This is a genomic window from Terribacillus halophilus, assembly GCF_900101385.1.
Lineage (GTDB): Bacteria > Bacillota > Bacilli > Bacillales > Amphibacillaceae > Terribacillus > Terribacillus halophilus.
On the sequence record NZ_FMZB01000016.1, the window covers coordinates 13062 to 26931 of the forward strand.

General features: G+C 45.9%; 12 protein-coding genes. 8 read left to right on the plus strand and 4 right to left on the minus strand.

Annotated elements, in window-relative coordinates; all coding sequences use genetic code 11:
• Nucleotides 1-100 precede the first annotated feature (100 nt).
• The 6 genes from BLQ53_RS17875 (at nt 101) to gdh (ending at nt 7700) form a co-directional block, all read left to right on the plus strand.
• Nucleotides 101-1501, plus strand: a complete 1401-nt coding sequence (locus tag BLQ53_RS17875) for a cytochrome ubiquinol oxidase subunit I (protein ID WP_093728674.1) — start codon at nt 101-103, stop codon at nt 1499-1501.
• Entirely contained in the window at nt 1488-2504 is a 1017-nt protein-coding gene (gene cydB / locus BLQ53_RS17880) for a cytochrome d ubiquinol oxidase subunit II (RefSeq protein WP_093728675.1), read from the plus strand. Before BLQ53_RS17875 ends, cydB begins: the two co-directional genes overlap by 14 nt.
• Complete coding sequence (cydD, locus tag BLQ53_RS17885) at nt 2504-4225, plus strand: thiol reductant ABC exporter subunit CydD (protein WP_093728676.1); 1722 nt, start codon at nt 2504-2506, stop codon at nt 4223-4225. Before cydB ends, cydD begins: the two co-directional genes overlap by 1 nt.
• Nucleotides 4212-5945 (plus strand): thiol reductant ABC exporter subunit CydC, encoded by a 1734-nt coding sequence (gene cydC / locus BLQ53_RS17890; protein ID WP_244499395.1) that lies wholly within the window; start codon nt 4212-4214, stop codon nt 5943-5945. The genes cydD and cydC overlap by 14 nt, the downstream gene beginning before the upstream one ends.
• A 92-nt stretch (nt 5946-6037) precedes the next feature.
• Nucleotides 6038-6898, plus strand: coding sequence for a GRP family sugar transporter (locus BLQ53_RS17895; protein ID WP_093728677.1), 861 nt, complete (start codon nt 6038-6040; stop codon nt 6896-6898).
• A 16-nt stretch (nt 6899-6914) separates the two neighbouring features.
• Nucleotides 6915-7700, plus strand: coding sequence for a glucose 1-dehydrogenase (gdh, locus tag BLQ53_RS17900; protein WP_093728678.1), 786 nt, complete (start codon nt 6915-6917; stop codon nt 7698-7700).
• Between the two features lie 32 nt (nt 7701-7732).
• On the opposite strand, the gene BLQ53_RS17905 is transcribed toward gdh, so the two are convergent.
• From BLQ53_RS17905 to murA, 3 genes are all read right to left on the minus strand, one after another.
• The gene (locus BLQ53_RS17905; RefSeq protein WP_093728700.1) at nt 7733-8473 is read right to left on the minus strand and encodes a glucose 1-dehydrogenase; all 741 of its coding nucleotides are present in this window, start codon (nt 8471-8473) and stop codon (nt 7733-7735) included.
• A gap of 5 nt (nt 8474-8478) precedes the next feature.
• Nucleotides 8479-8985 carry a metallophosphoesterase family protein gene (locus BLQ53_RS17910; protein WP_093728679.1) on the minus strand — a complete coding sequence of 169 codons (507 nt, stop codon included), beginning with the start codon at nt 8983-8985 and terminating at the stop codon, nt 8479-8481.
• A 91-nt stretch (nt 8986-9076) separates the two neighbouring features.
• Nucleotides 9077-10357, minus strand: coding sequence for a UDP-N-acetylglucosamine 1-carboxyvinyltransferase (gene murA / locus BLQ53_RS17915; RefSeq protein ID WP_093728680.1), 1281 nt, complete (start codon nt 10355-10357; stop codon nt 9077-9079).
• Between the two features lie 318 nt (nt 10358-10675).
• Here murA and BLQ53_RS17920 point away from each other — a divergent pair, with 318 nt between their 5' ends.
• Nucleotides 10676-11317 (plus strand): TVP38/TMEM64 family protein, encoded by a 642-nt coding sequence (locus tag BLQ53_RS17920; RefSeq protein WP_170829768.1) that lies wholly within the window; start codon nt 10676-10678, stop codon nt 11315-11317.
• 126 nt (nt 11318-11443) lie between these two features.
• On the opposite strand, the gene dat is transcribed toward BLQ53_RS17920, so the two are convergent.
• Nucleotides 11444-12307, minus strand: coding sequence for a D-amino-acid transaminase (dat, locus tag BLQ53_RS17925; RefSeq protein WP_093728682.1), 864 nt, complete (start codon nt 12305-12307; stop codon nt 11444-11446).
• 274 nt (nt 12308-12581) lie between these two features.
• On the opposite strand from dat, the gene queG reads away from it, so the two are divergent.
• Nucleotides 12582-13730: a tRNA epoxyqueuosine(34) reductase QueG gene (gene queG / locus BLQ53_RS17930; protein WP_093728683.1), complete on the plus strand. Its 1149-nt coding sequence runs from the start codon at nt 12582-12584 to the stop codon at nt 13728-13730.
• The last annotated feature ends 140 nt before the right edge of the window (nt 13731-13870 follow it).

Genomic DNA, 13870 nt, shown 5'->3' on the forward strand with positions numbered 1-13870 from the left:
TCGCAAATAGGAAAGCGGGAGTATACTAAATGTAACAGGACCATGTGACTAATTTCACATAGTTTCCGGTAAAATTATGATAAAGAAAGAAGGCGGCAAAATGGATGTTGTAGAGCTTTCGCGTATCCAGTTTGCATCAACGACATTGTTCCACTTCCTATTCGTTCCGTTGAGTATAGGATTGGTATTCATCATTGCAATCATGGAGACTCTGTATGTTGTCAAAAAAGATGATAAGTACAAAAAAATGGCGAAATTCTGGGGGCATTTGTTCCTGATCAACTTTGCAGTCGGTGTCGTAACCGGTATCCTGCAAGAATTCCAATTCGGAATGAACTGGTCGGAATATTCCCGTTTCGTAGGGGATGTCTTCGGTGCACCGCTTGCAATAGAAGCATTATTAGCGTTTTTCATGGAATCGACTTTCCTAGGTTTGTGGATTTTTGGCTGGGATCGTCTGCCGAAATGGCTGCATGCACTATGTATTTGGCTTGTTTCCCTAGGTACGATTTTCTCCGCATTCTTCATTCTGTCTGCGAACTCATTCATGCAGCATCCAGTGGGAGAAGTGCTGCAAAACGGCAGACTTGAAATGAATGATTTCTTGGCAATCCTGACGAATGGACAGCTGTGGGTCGAATTCCCGCATACGGTCTTCGGTTCATTTGCGACCGGTGCATTGTTCATCATCGGTATCAGTGCCATTGCCTTTTTACGCAAAAAACATGTTGAATTTTATAAAGGTTCCTTTAAAGTAGCCATAGTCGTCGCGTTGATCAGTGGTATCGGTATTGCATTATCCGGACATGAGCAAGCACTTTACTTGGTAGAAACACAGCCGATGAAGATGGCTGCCAGTGAAGGTCTCTGGGAAGACAGTGCCGACCCTGCACCTTGGACAGTATTAGCCAATATTGATACGGAAGCGAAGGAAAATACAGGTGAACTTAAAATCCCGTATCTATTGAGTTTCCTATCTTATGGTGAGTTCAGCGGATCAGTGGAAGGGATGAATACGCTCCAGGAACGTTACACCGAACTCTATGGTCCGGGTAATTATATTCCGCCAGTCAAAACCACGTTCTGGAGTTTCCGTGTCATGACGGTATTAGGCGGAGCAGTTCTTGCTTTATCCATCTGGGGTGCGTATCTTTATGCCCGCAAGAAACTCGTCAATAGCAAATGGTATTTGCGCTTGATGATCATTGCAATCAGCTTCCCGTTCATCGGCAACTCTGCCGGTTGGATCATGACGGAAATCGGTCGCCAGCCATGGGTTGTGTTCGGTTATATGAAAACGGAGGATGCGGTCAGTGCTGGGGTCACAGCAGGTGAAGTCCTGTTCTCCCTTATCACTTTCTCTGCTTTGTATTTGATCTTGTTCGCGGTCATGATTACTTTGTTCGTTCGTGAAATCAAGAAAGGGCCGGAGCACGATATCGAAAAAACAGATCCGATAGCGGATCCGTTTACGAAGGAGGGTCAACATGCTTTCTCTTAATGAATTCTGGTTCATTCTCGTCGCTGTCTTGTTCGTTGGCTTCTTCTTTCTGGAAGGCTTCGACTTCGGCGTCGGGATTGCAAGTAAGTTCGTAGCTAAAGATGATTTGGAGCGACGCGCTTTCATCAATTCGATCGGTCCATACTGGGATGCGAATGAAGTATGGCTAATTACAGCTATTGGTGCGATGTTCGCAGCATTCCCTAACTGGTATGCGTCCATGCTTAGTGGTTTTTATCTTTGCTTTGCTTTCATTTTGTTCGGTTTGATCGGGCGCGGGGTCGCGTTCGAGTTCCGCGGCAAAGCAGAGCACCCGACGTGGCGCAAGACTTGGGATTGGGTGATTCTCTTTGGCAGTATCATTCCGCCGCTGACTTTCGGTATAATGTTCACTGCGTTGATCCAAGGTGTACCAATTGATGAGAATATGCACATGCACGCTGGTGTGTCCGATGTCATCAACGTCTATACAGTACTTGGCGGAGTGACATTGACAATGCTTTGCGTATGGCACGGTCTTATCTTCGGAACACTACGTTTGATGGACACATTACGGGAACGCTGTCGCCGTGCTGCTAAAAACTTGCTGCCAATCAACGCGGTTTTATTGGTCGCATTCCTTGGAATGACATTCTTTAATACAGATATGTTCAGTGTACATGGCAATATTTTAGAGTATCTATTCATGGTCGGTATTCTTGTTTATATCGCATCCGGCTATTTCATCACACGTAAACGTGATGGCTGGGCATTCTTGATGTCTGGCTTGATCATGATCTTGCTGATTGCTTCCGTGTTTATCGGACTATTCCCGCGGGTAATGATCAGTTCCATCAGTGAAGCGTATAGCTTGACCGTGCAGACAGCATCATCAGGAGATTATTCTTTGAAAGTCATGACCTATATCAGTTTGGCATTGCTGCCATTCGTATTAGGCTATCAAATCTGGAGCTACTACGTTTTCCGTAAACGTGTAGATCATAAGGAGCATATGGAATACTAATGGGCAGAAATTTAATGGCGTACAAAGGAATAAAAACGGTGCTGCTAGGGCTCTCCGCATTGACGCTTATGCAAGCTGTGGCCATTATCTTTCAGGCGAAATGGCTGGCGGAGGCCATCACGCACCTATTCCATGGCGAAAGTTTTACTTCACAAATACCACTTATAGGCTGCTTTATAGCAGCCTTTCTTGCTAGACAGCTTTTGCAGCTCATCATTAAAAAAATATGTTTCCGCTTCGCAGAAGCAACTGTCGAGGATATGCGAAAAGCATTTTTGGAAAGTGTATTCAAGCTGGGTCCACGATACACCAGACAGCAAGGAACCGGCAATCTGGTTACCTTTTTACTGGAGGGAGCAGGTAAGCTGCGGGACTATCTGGAGCTGTTTTTGCCGAAGCTTGTTTCCAATATGATCACGCCATGGCTGGTACTGATTTATATTTGGATGCACGATGATATCTCTGCAGTTATCTTGTTGGTTACCATTCCAATATTGATTGCTTTCATGATTCTGCTGGGATTGGCTGCACAGAAGAAAATGGACAGTCAGTGGAAAGCATACCGTATGCTTTCCAATCACTTTGTTGATTCGCTAAGAGGATTGGAAACGTTGAAATTCCTCGGTCGGAGCAAGGAGCATGGTGAGACAATTGAAAAAGTGAGCGGGCAATATCGCAAATCTACCTTAGGTACATTGCGGATTGCGTTCCTTTCCTCGTTTGCGCTGGACCTCTTCACGCAGCTTGCGATTGCTTTTGTAGCTGTAACACTCGGTCTGCGGTTGATTGATGGCACACTTCTGCTTGAACCTGCTTTGATGATCCTGCTGTTGGCACCGGAATATTTCCTCCCGATCCGTGAGGTGGGGAATGATTATCATGCGACGCTCGATGGGAAGGATGCTGGGGACCAAATGCTTGCTGTCATCAAGCTGGCTGATGAAAAGCACAAGGGCAATGAAGCGGGTACCTGGACAGAAAATAGTGAACTTGTCTTAAACGATGTGATGGTTACGTACGACAATAATCACCCTGCGCTTTCAGATATAGAGCTGAAAATCAAAGGGAACCAGAAAATAGGATTGATCGGAGCAAGCGGTGCAGGGAAATCGACTTTCATTGACCTGCTCAGTGGTTTTATTGATCCTGTTTCAGGTCAAATGGAATTGGACGGGAAGCCTGTGGATTTCACAGCTGAAGCGTGGCAGAAACAGACTGCATACATTCCGCAGCATCCATTCATATTCCAAGGCAGCATCAAGGACAATGTAAGATTTTATGCGCCGGAAGCATCAGATGATCGAGTAGAAGAAGCGATTGATTATGCAGGTCTCAGAGAAGTTGTCGATAACCTGCCTGAAGGATCCGACACCTTGATTGGAGAAGGAGCCCGCAGCTTAAGCGGCGGTCAGGCGCAGCGTGTTGTGTTGGCGCGGGCATTCTTGAGTGACCGTTCGATTGTGCTGCTGGATGAACCGACAGCGCAGCTTGATATTGAAACAGAATATGAATTGAAAGAAGTAATCGAGGAGCTTGCTGCAAATAAATTGTTGTTCTTCGCATCTCATCGACTTCATTGGATGCAGGAAATGGATCTTATTGTTGTCATGGATAACGGCAGAATTGCAGAGTGTGGCACGCATGAACAATTAATGGCAAACGATGGCTTATATGTCCGTTTGCTGGAAGCACAAATGGGGGATAATCATGAAGCATCGTGACTGGATCATGCCATATGTTAAACAATATAAATATCGCATGCTGACCATTCTGCTGCTTAGTATGCTGACGGTAGGATCAGCTGCGGCATTGATGTTCACATCTGGCTTTTTGATTTCTAAATCTTCACTTCGTCCTGAGAATATCCTGCTCGTGTACGTTCCGATTGTCCTTGTCCGGGCATTCGGGCTTGGGCGCTCGGTATTCCGCTATTCCGAACGACTGGTGAGTCATGATTTCATTCTCCGTGTGCTGGCAAAGATGCGGACCAGGCTTTATCATCTAGTTGAGCCGAAAGCAGCAACGAGCAAGTCGATGAAAACCGGAGAGGTGCTCGGTATATTGGCAGAGGATATTGAAAGTCTGCAGGATTTGTACTTGCGTACAATTCTGCCTACTGCATCTGCTGTTCTTTTATATGTGATCAGTATTTGTGCACTTGGTTACTTCAGTGTTGGATTTGCCTTGCTCATGGCGATTTACTTCTTTGTGCTGGTTGTCGTTATGCCGATCTTCTCGCTTCTGCACATGCGTGCAGCCAATCAGGCTTACAAGAAGGATAAAGATCAGCTTTATCAATATGTGACAGATGGTTTCCTTGGTATCCATGACTGGCTGCTGAGCGGACAAAAACAGCATTTCTTCAGTCGCTTCTTCCAGCGTCAGGAAACACAGGACAAAGCTGATAAACGGTCGAAGAACTGGTCCTATTATCGGGAATTCATCGGACAGATTGTTGTTGCAGCCATGCTTGTCACAATGCTTGCTTTTGGAGCAAGTCTGTTTACGGATGATAGAATAGCGGATGTCTTCATTGCTGCTTTTGTGCTTGTCATCATTCCATTATCAGAAGCGATTTTACCCGTTTCAAATGCAGTGGAAAAATATCCTCGGTATGAGGAATCACTCAATCGGGTCACCGAGCTGGAATCAGATCAGGAAACAGCTGTAGAGGCTGTATCCTATCAAGGCTCGTTTGAGAATGCTCAGTTGACGATGGATAGAGTGGGTTTTGGGTATGAGGAACAGGATAGTGTCATCAAGAACTTATCACTCGAACTGACGCAAGGTAAGAAGATTGCCATTATCGGAAAGAGTGGTGCGGGTAAATCTACCCTGCTCAAGCTTCTGCAAGGGATGCTTGTGCCGGATTCCGGATCTGTACGAATCAATGGATATGAAGCATCTTCCATTCGCCCTTATATGACAAAGCTTGTCTCTGTATTGAATCAAAATCCATATCTTTTCTATACAAGTGTCGCCAATAACCTGCTTTTGGCAAATGAAACAGCAACGGAAGCACAAGTGAAAGCTGTTATGAAACAAGTCAAACTGCATGATTTAGTAGCCAGTCAGCCTGAAGGGTATCAGACATCCATGCAGGAAACCGGGCAGCGATTTTCTGGCGGCGAACGTCAGCGTATTGCGCTGGCGCGGGTGCTGCTCCAGGATACGCCGATTGTCATGCTGGATGAGCCGACTGTAGGGCTTGATCCAATCACGGAACGTGAATTGCTGGATACGATTTTTAATAGTTTGACCGGCAAATCCTTACTGTGGGTGACACACCATCTAGTCGGAATGGAACAGATGGATGAGATTATTTTCCTGGAAGAAGGAAAAATCAAAATGCGCGGAACGCATGCACAATTGCTGCAGGAATCCTTGCATTATCGAAGATTATACGAGCTGGACCGTCCTGCGGTACTCCAGCATGTTTGATCCAAAGCGTAAACGCTTTGGATTTTTTTATGCATAAGATGCCATTCAGTCCGTCATACTACGGTTAAGCATAATTGAAATGGAGTGACGTGATGGACATCCTTCTTGCCGTCCTGCCTGCCTTGTTTTGGGGCAGTATCGTATTATTCAATGTCAAGCTTGGCGGAAGCCCTTATCATCAGATTCTCGGTACGACGATTGGAGCACTGCTGCTTTCCATCGTTTTGTATTTCTTCGTTCGCCCGGAATTGACGGGATTCATCTTTTTAATTGGATTCATATCTGGGTTGTTCTGGTCGCTTGGCCAAACCTTCCAGCTGAAAAGCATCCATGCGATCGGTGTTTCCAGGACAATGCCGATTTCGACAGGCGCCCAGCTTGTTTCCACATCATTGTTTGGCGTGATTGTATTTGGAGAATGGAATACAACCCGTTCTGTTATTCTCGGAATCCTGGCGTTATTGTTGATCATCGTTGGGGCAATACTTACTTCAAGGCGCGCCAAGGGAGAGCAAGAGGACGAGGGGAGTCGGGGGGCTTTCCGTAAAGGGCTGGTATTCATTGCCATCTCGACTGTCGGCTATCTTGTATATGTTGTCATCGCCAGGCTGTTTGGAGTGGATGGCTGGACTGCTTTATTCCCGCAAGCTGTCGGCATGGTGGCAGGCGGAATCATATTGACGGTGAAATACAAGCCGTATGATTTGTACACAGTGAAGAATATAATCCCTGGTCTGATATGGGCTACAGGGAATATGTTCCTGTTCATTTCGCAGCCTCGTGTCGGGGTCGCAACAAGTTTTTCCTTATCCCAGATGGGCATCATCATTTCCACACTGGGCGGTATCTTCATCTTAGGTGAGAAGAAAACAAGGGGACAGCTAATCAGTATCAGTATCGGGATTGTCCTGATCGTTGTTGCTGGGTTCCTCTTAGGTTATACAAAATCATGAATGAGGAGTGTTTCTTATGTATCCAAGTTTGCAAGGAAAAGTAGTGGTCATCACAGGTGCCTCCACTGGTCTGGGGAGATCTATGGCGCAGCGTTTCGGCCAGGAAGGTGCGAAGGTTGTCGTAAATTATTACAATAATGGCGAAAAGGCGGATGAGGTTGTCCGAGAAATCAAGGACAGCGGCAGTGATGCGGTAGCCATTCAAGGTAATGTAATGGAAGAAGAGGATGTTAAGAAACTTGTCCAGACAGCTATCGATTCATTCGGTAAACTTGATATCATGATTAACAATGCCGGTGTCGAAAATCCAGTCCCATCCCATGAACTGCCATTGAAAGACTGGGATCGTGTCATCGGAACGAATCTGACAGGTGCTTTCTTGGGATCGCGAGAGGCATTGAAGTATTTTGTCGAAAACAACGTCAAAGGGAATATCATCAACATGTCAAGTGTCCATGAAGTTATCCCTTGGCCATTGTTCGCGCATTATGCAGCGAGTAAGGGCGGCGTGAAGCTTTTGACGGAAACATTGGCGCTTGAGTATGCCCCAAGGCAAATCCGAGTGAACAATATCGGACCGGGTGCCATCAATACGCCGATCAATGCAGAGAAGTTCGCGGATCCAAAGCAGAAAGCCGACGTGGAAAGTATGATTCCGATGGGGTATATCGGTAAGCCCGAGGAAATTGCGGCAGTTGCTGCTTGGCTCGCATCTGACGAATCCAGCTATGTAACAGGTATTACATTATTTGCCGATGGCGGTATGACCAAATATCCGAGCTTCCAAGCAGGAAGAGGCTAAAAAAGAAGACAATGCCCGCGGGCATTGTCTTTTTAATGTTCATACATCATTTTCCTGGTCATGCCGCCATCTACTACAAGATTTTCGCCGTTGATGAAATTATTCTCCGCTGATGTAAGGAATAGACACGCTCTTGCAATATCAGATGGTGTCCCGACCCGCTTGGATGGATGCTGATCATGATCGACAGGACGGAGGCTGTCATATTCCTTTGTTTCGATCCAGCCGGGGCTGATGCTGTTCACAGTGATGTAGTCATTCTGCAAGGACATTGCCAGTGCATGCGTGAGGGCTGTGATGCCGCCTTTGGTTGCAGCATAAGCCTCGGTGTCCGGCTCTGACATCGTTGCACGAGTCGAGGCGATATTAACGATCGAGCCGCCTTTTCCGCTATCTTTCATATATGTTGCTGCTTCCCTGCTTGCCAGGAAGGTACCGCGCAAATTGGTATTAATGATAGAGTCCCATTCCTCGACCGATAGCTCAAACATATTTTTAAATGCACTGATACCAGCATTATTGATCAGGATATCAATTTGACCGAAATGGTCGAAGGCTTGCTTCATGAGTTGTCTCACTTCTTTATGAAGCCGTATATCTGCTTGGAGGGCAAGTCCCTCACCCGCCATTTCCTGAACAGTCTGTTCGACAGCAGCTTGTTCCAAGTCAATTGCAGCCACTTTTGCACCTGCATGGGAATACGCAAGGGCAACAGCCTTTCCGATTCCATTTCCGGCGCCGGTTACAACCACGACTTTTTCTGTGAAATCCATTTTTTTCATCCTTTCTTATCTCTATAGAAAATATGCCCAAGGGACCATATACCATCTTTTTCCACAATGAGCTCTCCGAACGAGAATTGCGCCTGTCGCCGTTTATCCGTTGGAGATCCTGGATTGAACACGACAAGATCCGATTCTTTCTTATGAACAGGGATATGGGAATGTCCATAAATCAGCAGATCGATTGCTTCCTTGTCAAATTCCGCTCTCGCCCGCTGTTCAGTCGTTTTTCCTTTTCCATGTCCATGAGTCAGACCGATTTTGAGACCATGAAAATTCAGCAGCTGCTTTTTAGGCAATTTATCAATCAATTCAGGGCTGTCTATGTTTCCAGAAACAGCTGTAACGGGGGCGAAAGAGGCAAGTGAATCCAAAACACGGGTGTCCTGGAAATCTCCTGCATGGATGATGTGGTCAGTCTGTTCCAGATAAGGAAGCAATGCTGCCGGCCATGACTTTGCCATACGAGGCATATGGGTATCTGCCAAGATGGTGATCCGCATCGAATTCTCCTCCTAACACTGTCATAATACCCAAAAGCACGTTTCACCAATCATAAAAAACCGCTCACCCTGAATGGGAGAGCGGTCCAGGTCAATGCTGTACCTGATGTTCGGGCTGATGCAGGGTGATATCGGCACCAAGCTGTGTGAACAGCCCGACGATATCTTCGTACCCGCGTTGTATGTGTTTGACATCTGTGATCTTGGTCATCCCATCGGCAGCGAGACCTGCGAGTATCAAGGAAGTACCCGCGCGCACGTCATGTGCCTTTACCGTTGCGCCTTTCAGTTTGGCTCCGCCATTGATGACAATCTGATGCTCGACTACGTGAATGTCTGCGCCAAGTTTTTTCAGTTCCCCAACGTGCCCATTACGGTTTGGATACACTTTATCTAGAATCGTACTAGGACCAGCAGCCAAAGTCAGCAATGTGGTCAGCGGCTGCTGAAGATCGGTGGCGAGTTCAGGATACATGCCAGTCTGGATGCGTGTACCTTGCAGTGCAGTGCCGGAAGCTGTCATCGAGTCATCGTCTTCTGTGATTGTCATACCAAGCTCAATCAACTTGTTTGTGCAGCTTGCCAAGTGCTCAGGAATGACGTTTTTAACCGTGATACGTCCGTTTGTCACACCTGCAGCCATCAAAAATGCTCCAGCAATCAAACGGTCCGGGATTACCGTATGCTCGATTCCGCCATGGAGGGATTCTACACCGTCAATGGTAATTTTCTCCGTGCCGGCGCCTTTGATTTTTGCTCCCATCAAATTCAGGAGATTAGCTAAGTCCACGACTTCCGGATCTTTGGCAGCATTATGCAGAGTTGTCCGCCCTTCAGCTTTGACCGCAGCCAGCATAGCATTGATCGTAGCGCCGGATGTGATGACATCGAACGTGATCTCTGCGCCTGTGAGTTTCTCACAAGTGACTTCATAATATTGCTGCTTGAACTCGAATGCCGCACCAAGTGCGGAAAGTGCCTTCACATGCTGATCGATTGGGCGCGAACCAAAATCATCTCCGCCTGGATAACCGATTTGGACGGTTTTGACCTTATGCAGCAAAGCTCCGACAAAATAATATGAAGCTCGGAAATCTGACGTTTTTGCCAAATCGAGTTTTCCGGATGTAATATGCCTTCCGGTCAGCTCATATGTGTTTTTTTCTATTTCCTTCATATTCAAACCGATATCCTCGGCAATGTCTTTTATCAATAAAATATCCCGTATAGCGGGAATATCATGTAATGTAATTATCTCATCTGTCAAACAGCCTGCTGCTACCAGTGCAAGTGCACTGTTCTTGGCACCAGGTATTGTGACTTCCCCAGTCAGCGGGCCGCTTTTTCTGACTTCAAACCATGCATTGTCCACTCTATTACGCTCCTTGTCTAATTTCCAGCTCTGAAAGTCAGAAGCAAAAAGACCCGAAGATCAGGAAAACATTCCTGGGCTTCTTCGTAATCCAACATTTCTGAACCCTCTTCAGCGCTTTTTATCTGCTCTCATATGCACATAAAATTCATTTTACCATTAATCAGCCAAGAAGTAGATAGGGAATAAGTATTCCTATATGCAGTTTTTACCTTTATCTTCGAACCTCTCCGTGCAGAGCTTCATATACTAGCGGTAACGGACTTTTATGCTACAATGAAACAGACTGGACTATACCGAGGGAAAGGCAGGCTCATCATGAAAGGAAAAAAAGTTGTCAAGAGCATGGCTATCGGGCTGCTTGTACTTTTTCTGTTTTGGTTTGTCCGGGAACATATCAACCTCTCACCTGAGGAAATTCAAGGATGGATAGTTTCTTTCGGGATCATTTCCCCGTTAATTTATATGGGAATATATACAATTAAACCCGTCATCTTTTTCCCGTCCTCTGTATTATCGATTGCCGGCGGTTTGGCCTTTGGCTTTATCAAGGGAACAATCTTCATTTTGATTGGTTCCGCTGGTGCTGCAATCGTCGCATATTTTCTTGCGCACTTCTTTTCCGAACGATTCGGGGATAAGGATTTAGGTGAACGAGTGGAGAAAATCAAGCAGAAATTGCATGATGAAGGATTCTTCTATGTATTGGTCATGCGTGTACTGCCGGTTTTCAATTATGATCTGGTCAGTTATGTTGCCGGTCTGACAAATGTTAAATTCAAGCAATATATGGCCGCCAGTATAGTGGGCGTGCTCCCGGGAACGATGACTTATGCATTGGTTGGGTCAAGTATCGTATCCTTTAATTATATGTATCTCGCTATTATTCTATTGATTATATTGATTTGTGCTTTGATCGGTTTCTGGAAACGAGACAAGATCAAGGAAATACTGACATAAGGCAGCTGAGGCTGTCTTTTTTTTGCTTCAAACGGAGAAGGAGCGTCAATTTTTGAAAGAATACAAGCTTTCGAGGGGAAAAAGACCAAAAGGCGAAGGATTGACCTCTGCCTCTTGGTCTTTTGTTCATGCAAATGCTGTCGCATGTATGCCGCTTTCATTCTCATAGGCGCGCTGCAAGACACGGGTTTTATCGCCTGGCACACCGTTGCTGATAGTTTTCCCCTCTACTTCAATGATCGGCATGATTTCGCTGGTTGTACTGGTGATGAATATTTCATCGGCGTGAAGCAGTTGATCGATTGTGAAAGCTGTTTCCGCCACTTGCAGCCCGGCTCTGGATGCGAGTGCCAATACCTTTTTCCGGACACAGCCATGCAGGATATTATCAGCTGCTGGATGCGTGTAGAGAATTTGTCCCTTGATCATGAATACATTTGATGACGAGCCTTCGGTAACAATGCCTTGTTTATGAAGGATGGCTTCGAAGGCCCCTTTTTCTTTAGCTGTTTGCTTTGCCAATATGTTTGGCAGCAGGTTAAGACTTTTGATGTAACATAAATCCCATCTGATATCATCTGCCAGAATTGCACGTACGCCATGCTGAAGCAGGGAGACAGGTCTGTCACTTTGTTCGATATAAGCATAGAAGTTACTCGGAACATCGGGGAAGCTATGTTCACGAGGAGCTGAACCGCGGGTGACTTGTAGATATAGTTTGGCATCCGTTTGTACGTCGTTTCGGTCCGTCAGCTTTTGGAGCGAAGTAATCAATTCATCTTTCATAAATGGTACCTCGAGCCGGATAGCTTCAGCGGAACGGAATAGCCGGTCGATATGTTCTTCCAGCAGGTCGTACTTTCCTTGATAAATTCGGATGACCTCATATACGCCGTCACCGAATTGCAAGCCTCTTTCTTCGAAGGGATATAAAAGTGATTCTTTCGCAATTAATCCATCTTGTGTCAGCACATGATCAAATAAGCTCATATCCATACCTCCCTTTATTAACATCCAGTATAGCAGAGCTGATAGCCAGTGGCGGAAAAGAAATTTGTCGAATTTTGTATAGAATGTTGCGCGCATGTAAAAACCTTGTTATACTACCTAACATACTATTAATAAACCGGGGTATTCATTTAGCTCTTCATGCACTTGTTCATTACCCCTGAGCCAACGCAGTGTCTCGTTTTAAACGTAACGAGGCATTGCGTTTTTACTATGTATAATATGGAAATAATGATATAAGGAAGGAGGCAGTAGAATGGATGCAGAAAAGCTGAAGCAGGAGCTGATTGCATACAGCAAGACCATCGGGGTGGACAAAATCAGGTTCACAACGGCAGATGTCTTTCAAGAATTAAAGGAAAGACTGAAACAGCAGCAGGAAAACAATTATCAGTCTGGCTTTGAAAAAGGGACGATTGAAGAACGGACCGAACCGAAGAAGCTCATGCCCTCCGCTAAATCCATAATTGCTATTGCACTCGCGTATCCTTCCAGATTGCCGAACGCTCCAAAGAGTACGAAGGAAGAACCGCGTGGGCTGTTCTGCCGTGCCTCCTGGGGAATGGATTATCATGAGGTGCTGCGGGACCGTCTGAATAAACTGGCTGCATTTCTGGCAGAAAGGGTGGACGGCTTCACCTATCGCTCGATGGTTGATACGGGAGAGTTATCCGATCGTGCTGTAGCAGAACGGGCAGGTATTGGTTTCAGTGCGAAAAACAGCTTTGTCATCACACCTGAATTTGGCTCTTATGTGTACCTTGGTGAAATGATCACCAATATACCATTCCTGCCGGATGAGCCGGTAGAAGATAGCTGCGGTACATGTACGAAATGTATAGATTCCTGTCCCACAGGGGCTCTTGTCCAAGGCGGCCAGCTGAACGCCCAGCGCTGTATTGCCTACCTTACTCAGACAAAAGATTTCCTGCCTGATGAATTTCGTTCCAAAATCGGAAATAGGGTCTATGGCTGTGATACTTGTCAGCTTGTCTGTCCAAAGAATAAGGGAATGGACTTTCATTTACATGAAGAGATGGAGCCAGATCCAGAAATAGTGAAACCGCTCCTGAAGCCTTTGCTTAAAATGTCCAATAAAGAATTCAAAGCAAAATTTGGCTTGATTTCCGGCTCGTGGCGTGGCAAGAAACCGATCCAGCGAAATGCAATCTTGGCAATTGGACATTATAAGAGTACATCAGCTGTGCCAGATCTGATAGAGCTTATGGAACAAGATCCACGACCTGTCATTCGTGGAACAGCGGCTTGGGCGATTGGCAAAATCGGATTGCCTGAAGGATATGAGGCCATTCGAAATGCGCTGGTTAAAGAGCGGGAGGAACAAGTTCGCGAAGAAATGGAAAAAGGGCTGCAGTTCGAGCAGCAATATGCAGAAACACATTAAGGAGCACTTTGCTCCTTAGGCTGTCGAGAAAGTCTCGACTGCCAGCGAGGAGAACATGAGCGACATGATTTCCATCTTGGATCGGCAAAGCGAACTGCTAGGCAAAGGCAAAACCAGCTGCAAGAAACCAACAGCCAAAC

Excerpts from the sequence above, each read along its gene's own strand:
- BLQ53_RS17875 (WP_093728674.1), top strand. The coding sequence starts at position 101 with ATGGATGTTGTAGAGCTTTCGCGTATCCAGTTTGCATCAACGACATTG.
- cydB (WP_093728675.1), top strand. The coding sequence starts at position 1,488 with ATGCTTTCTCTTAATGAATTCTGGTTCATTCTCGTCGCTGTCTTGTTC.
- cydD (WP_093728676.1), top strand. The coding sequence starts at position 2,504 with ATGGGCAGAAATTTAATGGCGTACAAAGGAATAAAAACGGTGCTGCTA.
- cydC (WP_244499395.1), top strand. The coding sequence starts at position 4,212 with ATGAAGCATCGTGACTGGATCATGCCATATGTTAAACAATATAAATAT.
- BLQ53_RS17895 (WP_093728677.1), top strand. The coding sequence starts at position 6,038 with ATGGACATCCTTCTTGCCGTCCTGCCTGCCTTGTTTTGGGGCAGTATC.
- gdh (WP_093728678.1), top strand. The coding sequence starts at position 6,915 with ATGTATCCAAGTTTGCAAGGAAAAGTAGTGGTCATCACAGGTGCCTCC.
- BLQ53_RS17905 (WP_093728700.1), bottom strand. The coding sequence starts at position 8,473 with ATGGATTTCACAGAAAAAGTCGTGGTTGTAACCGGCGCCGGAAATGGA.
- BLQ53_RS17910 (WP_093728679.1), bottom strand. The coding sequence starts at position 8,985 with ATGCGGATCACCATCTTGGCAGATACCCATATGCCTCGTATGGCAAAG.
- BLQ53_RS17920 (WP_170829768.1), top strand. The coding sequence starts at position 10,676 with ATGAAAGGAAAAAAAGTTGTCAAGAGCATGGCTATCGGGCTGCTTGTA.
- dat (WP_093728682.1), bottom strand. The coding sequence starts at position 12,307 with ATGAGCTTATTTGATCATGTGCTGACACAAGATGGATTAATTGCGAAA.
- queG (WP_093728683.1), top strand. The coding sequence starts at position 12,582 with ATGGATGCAGAAAAGCTGAAGCAGGAGCTGATTGCATACAGCAAGACC.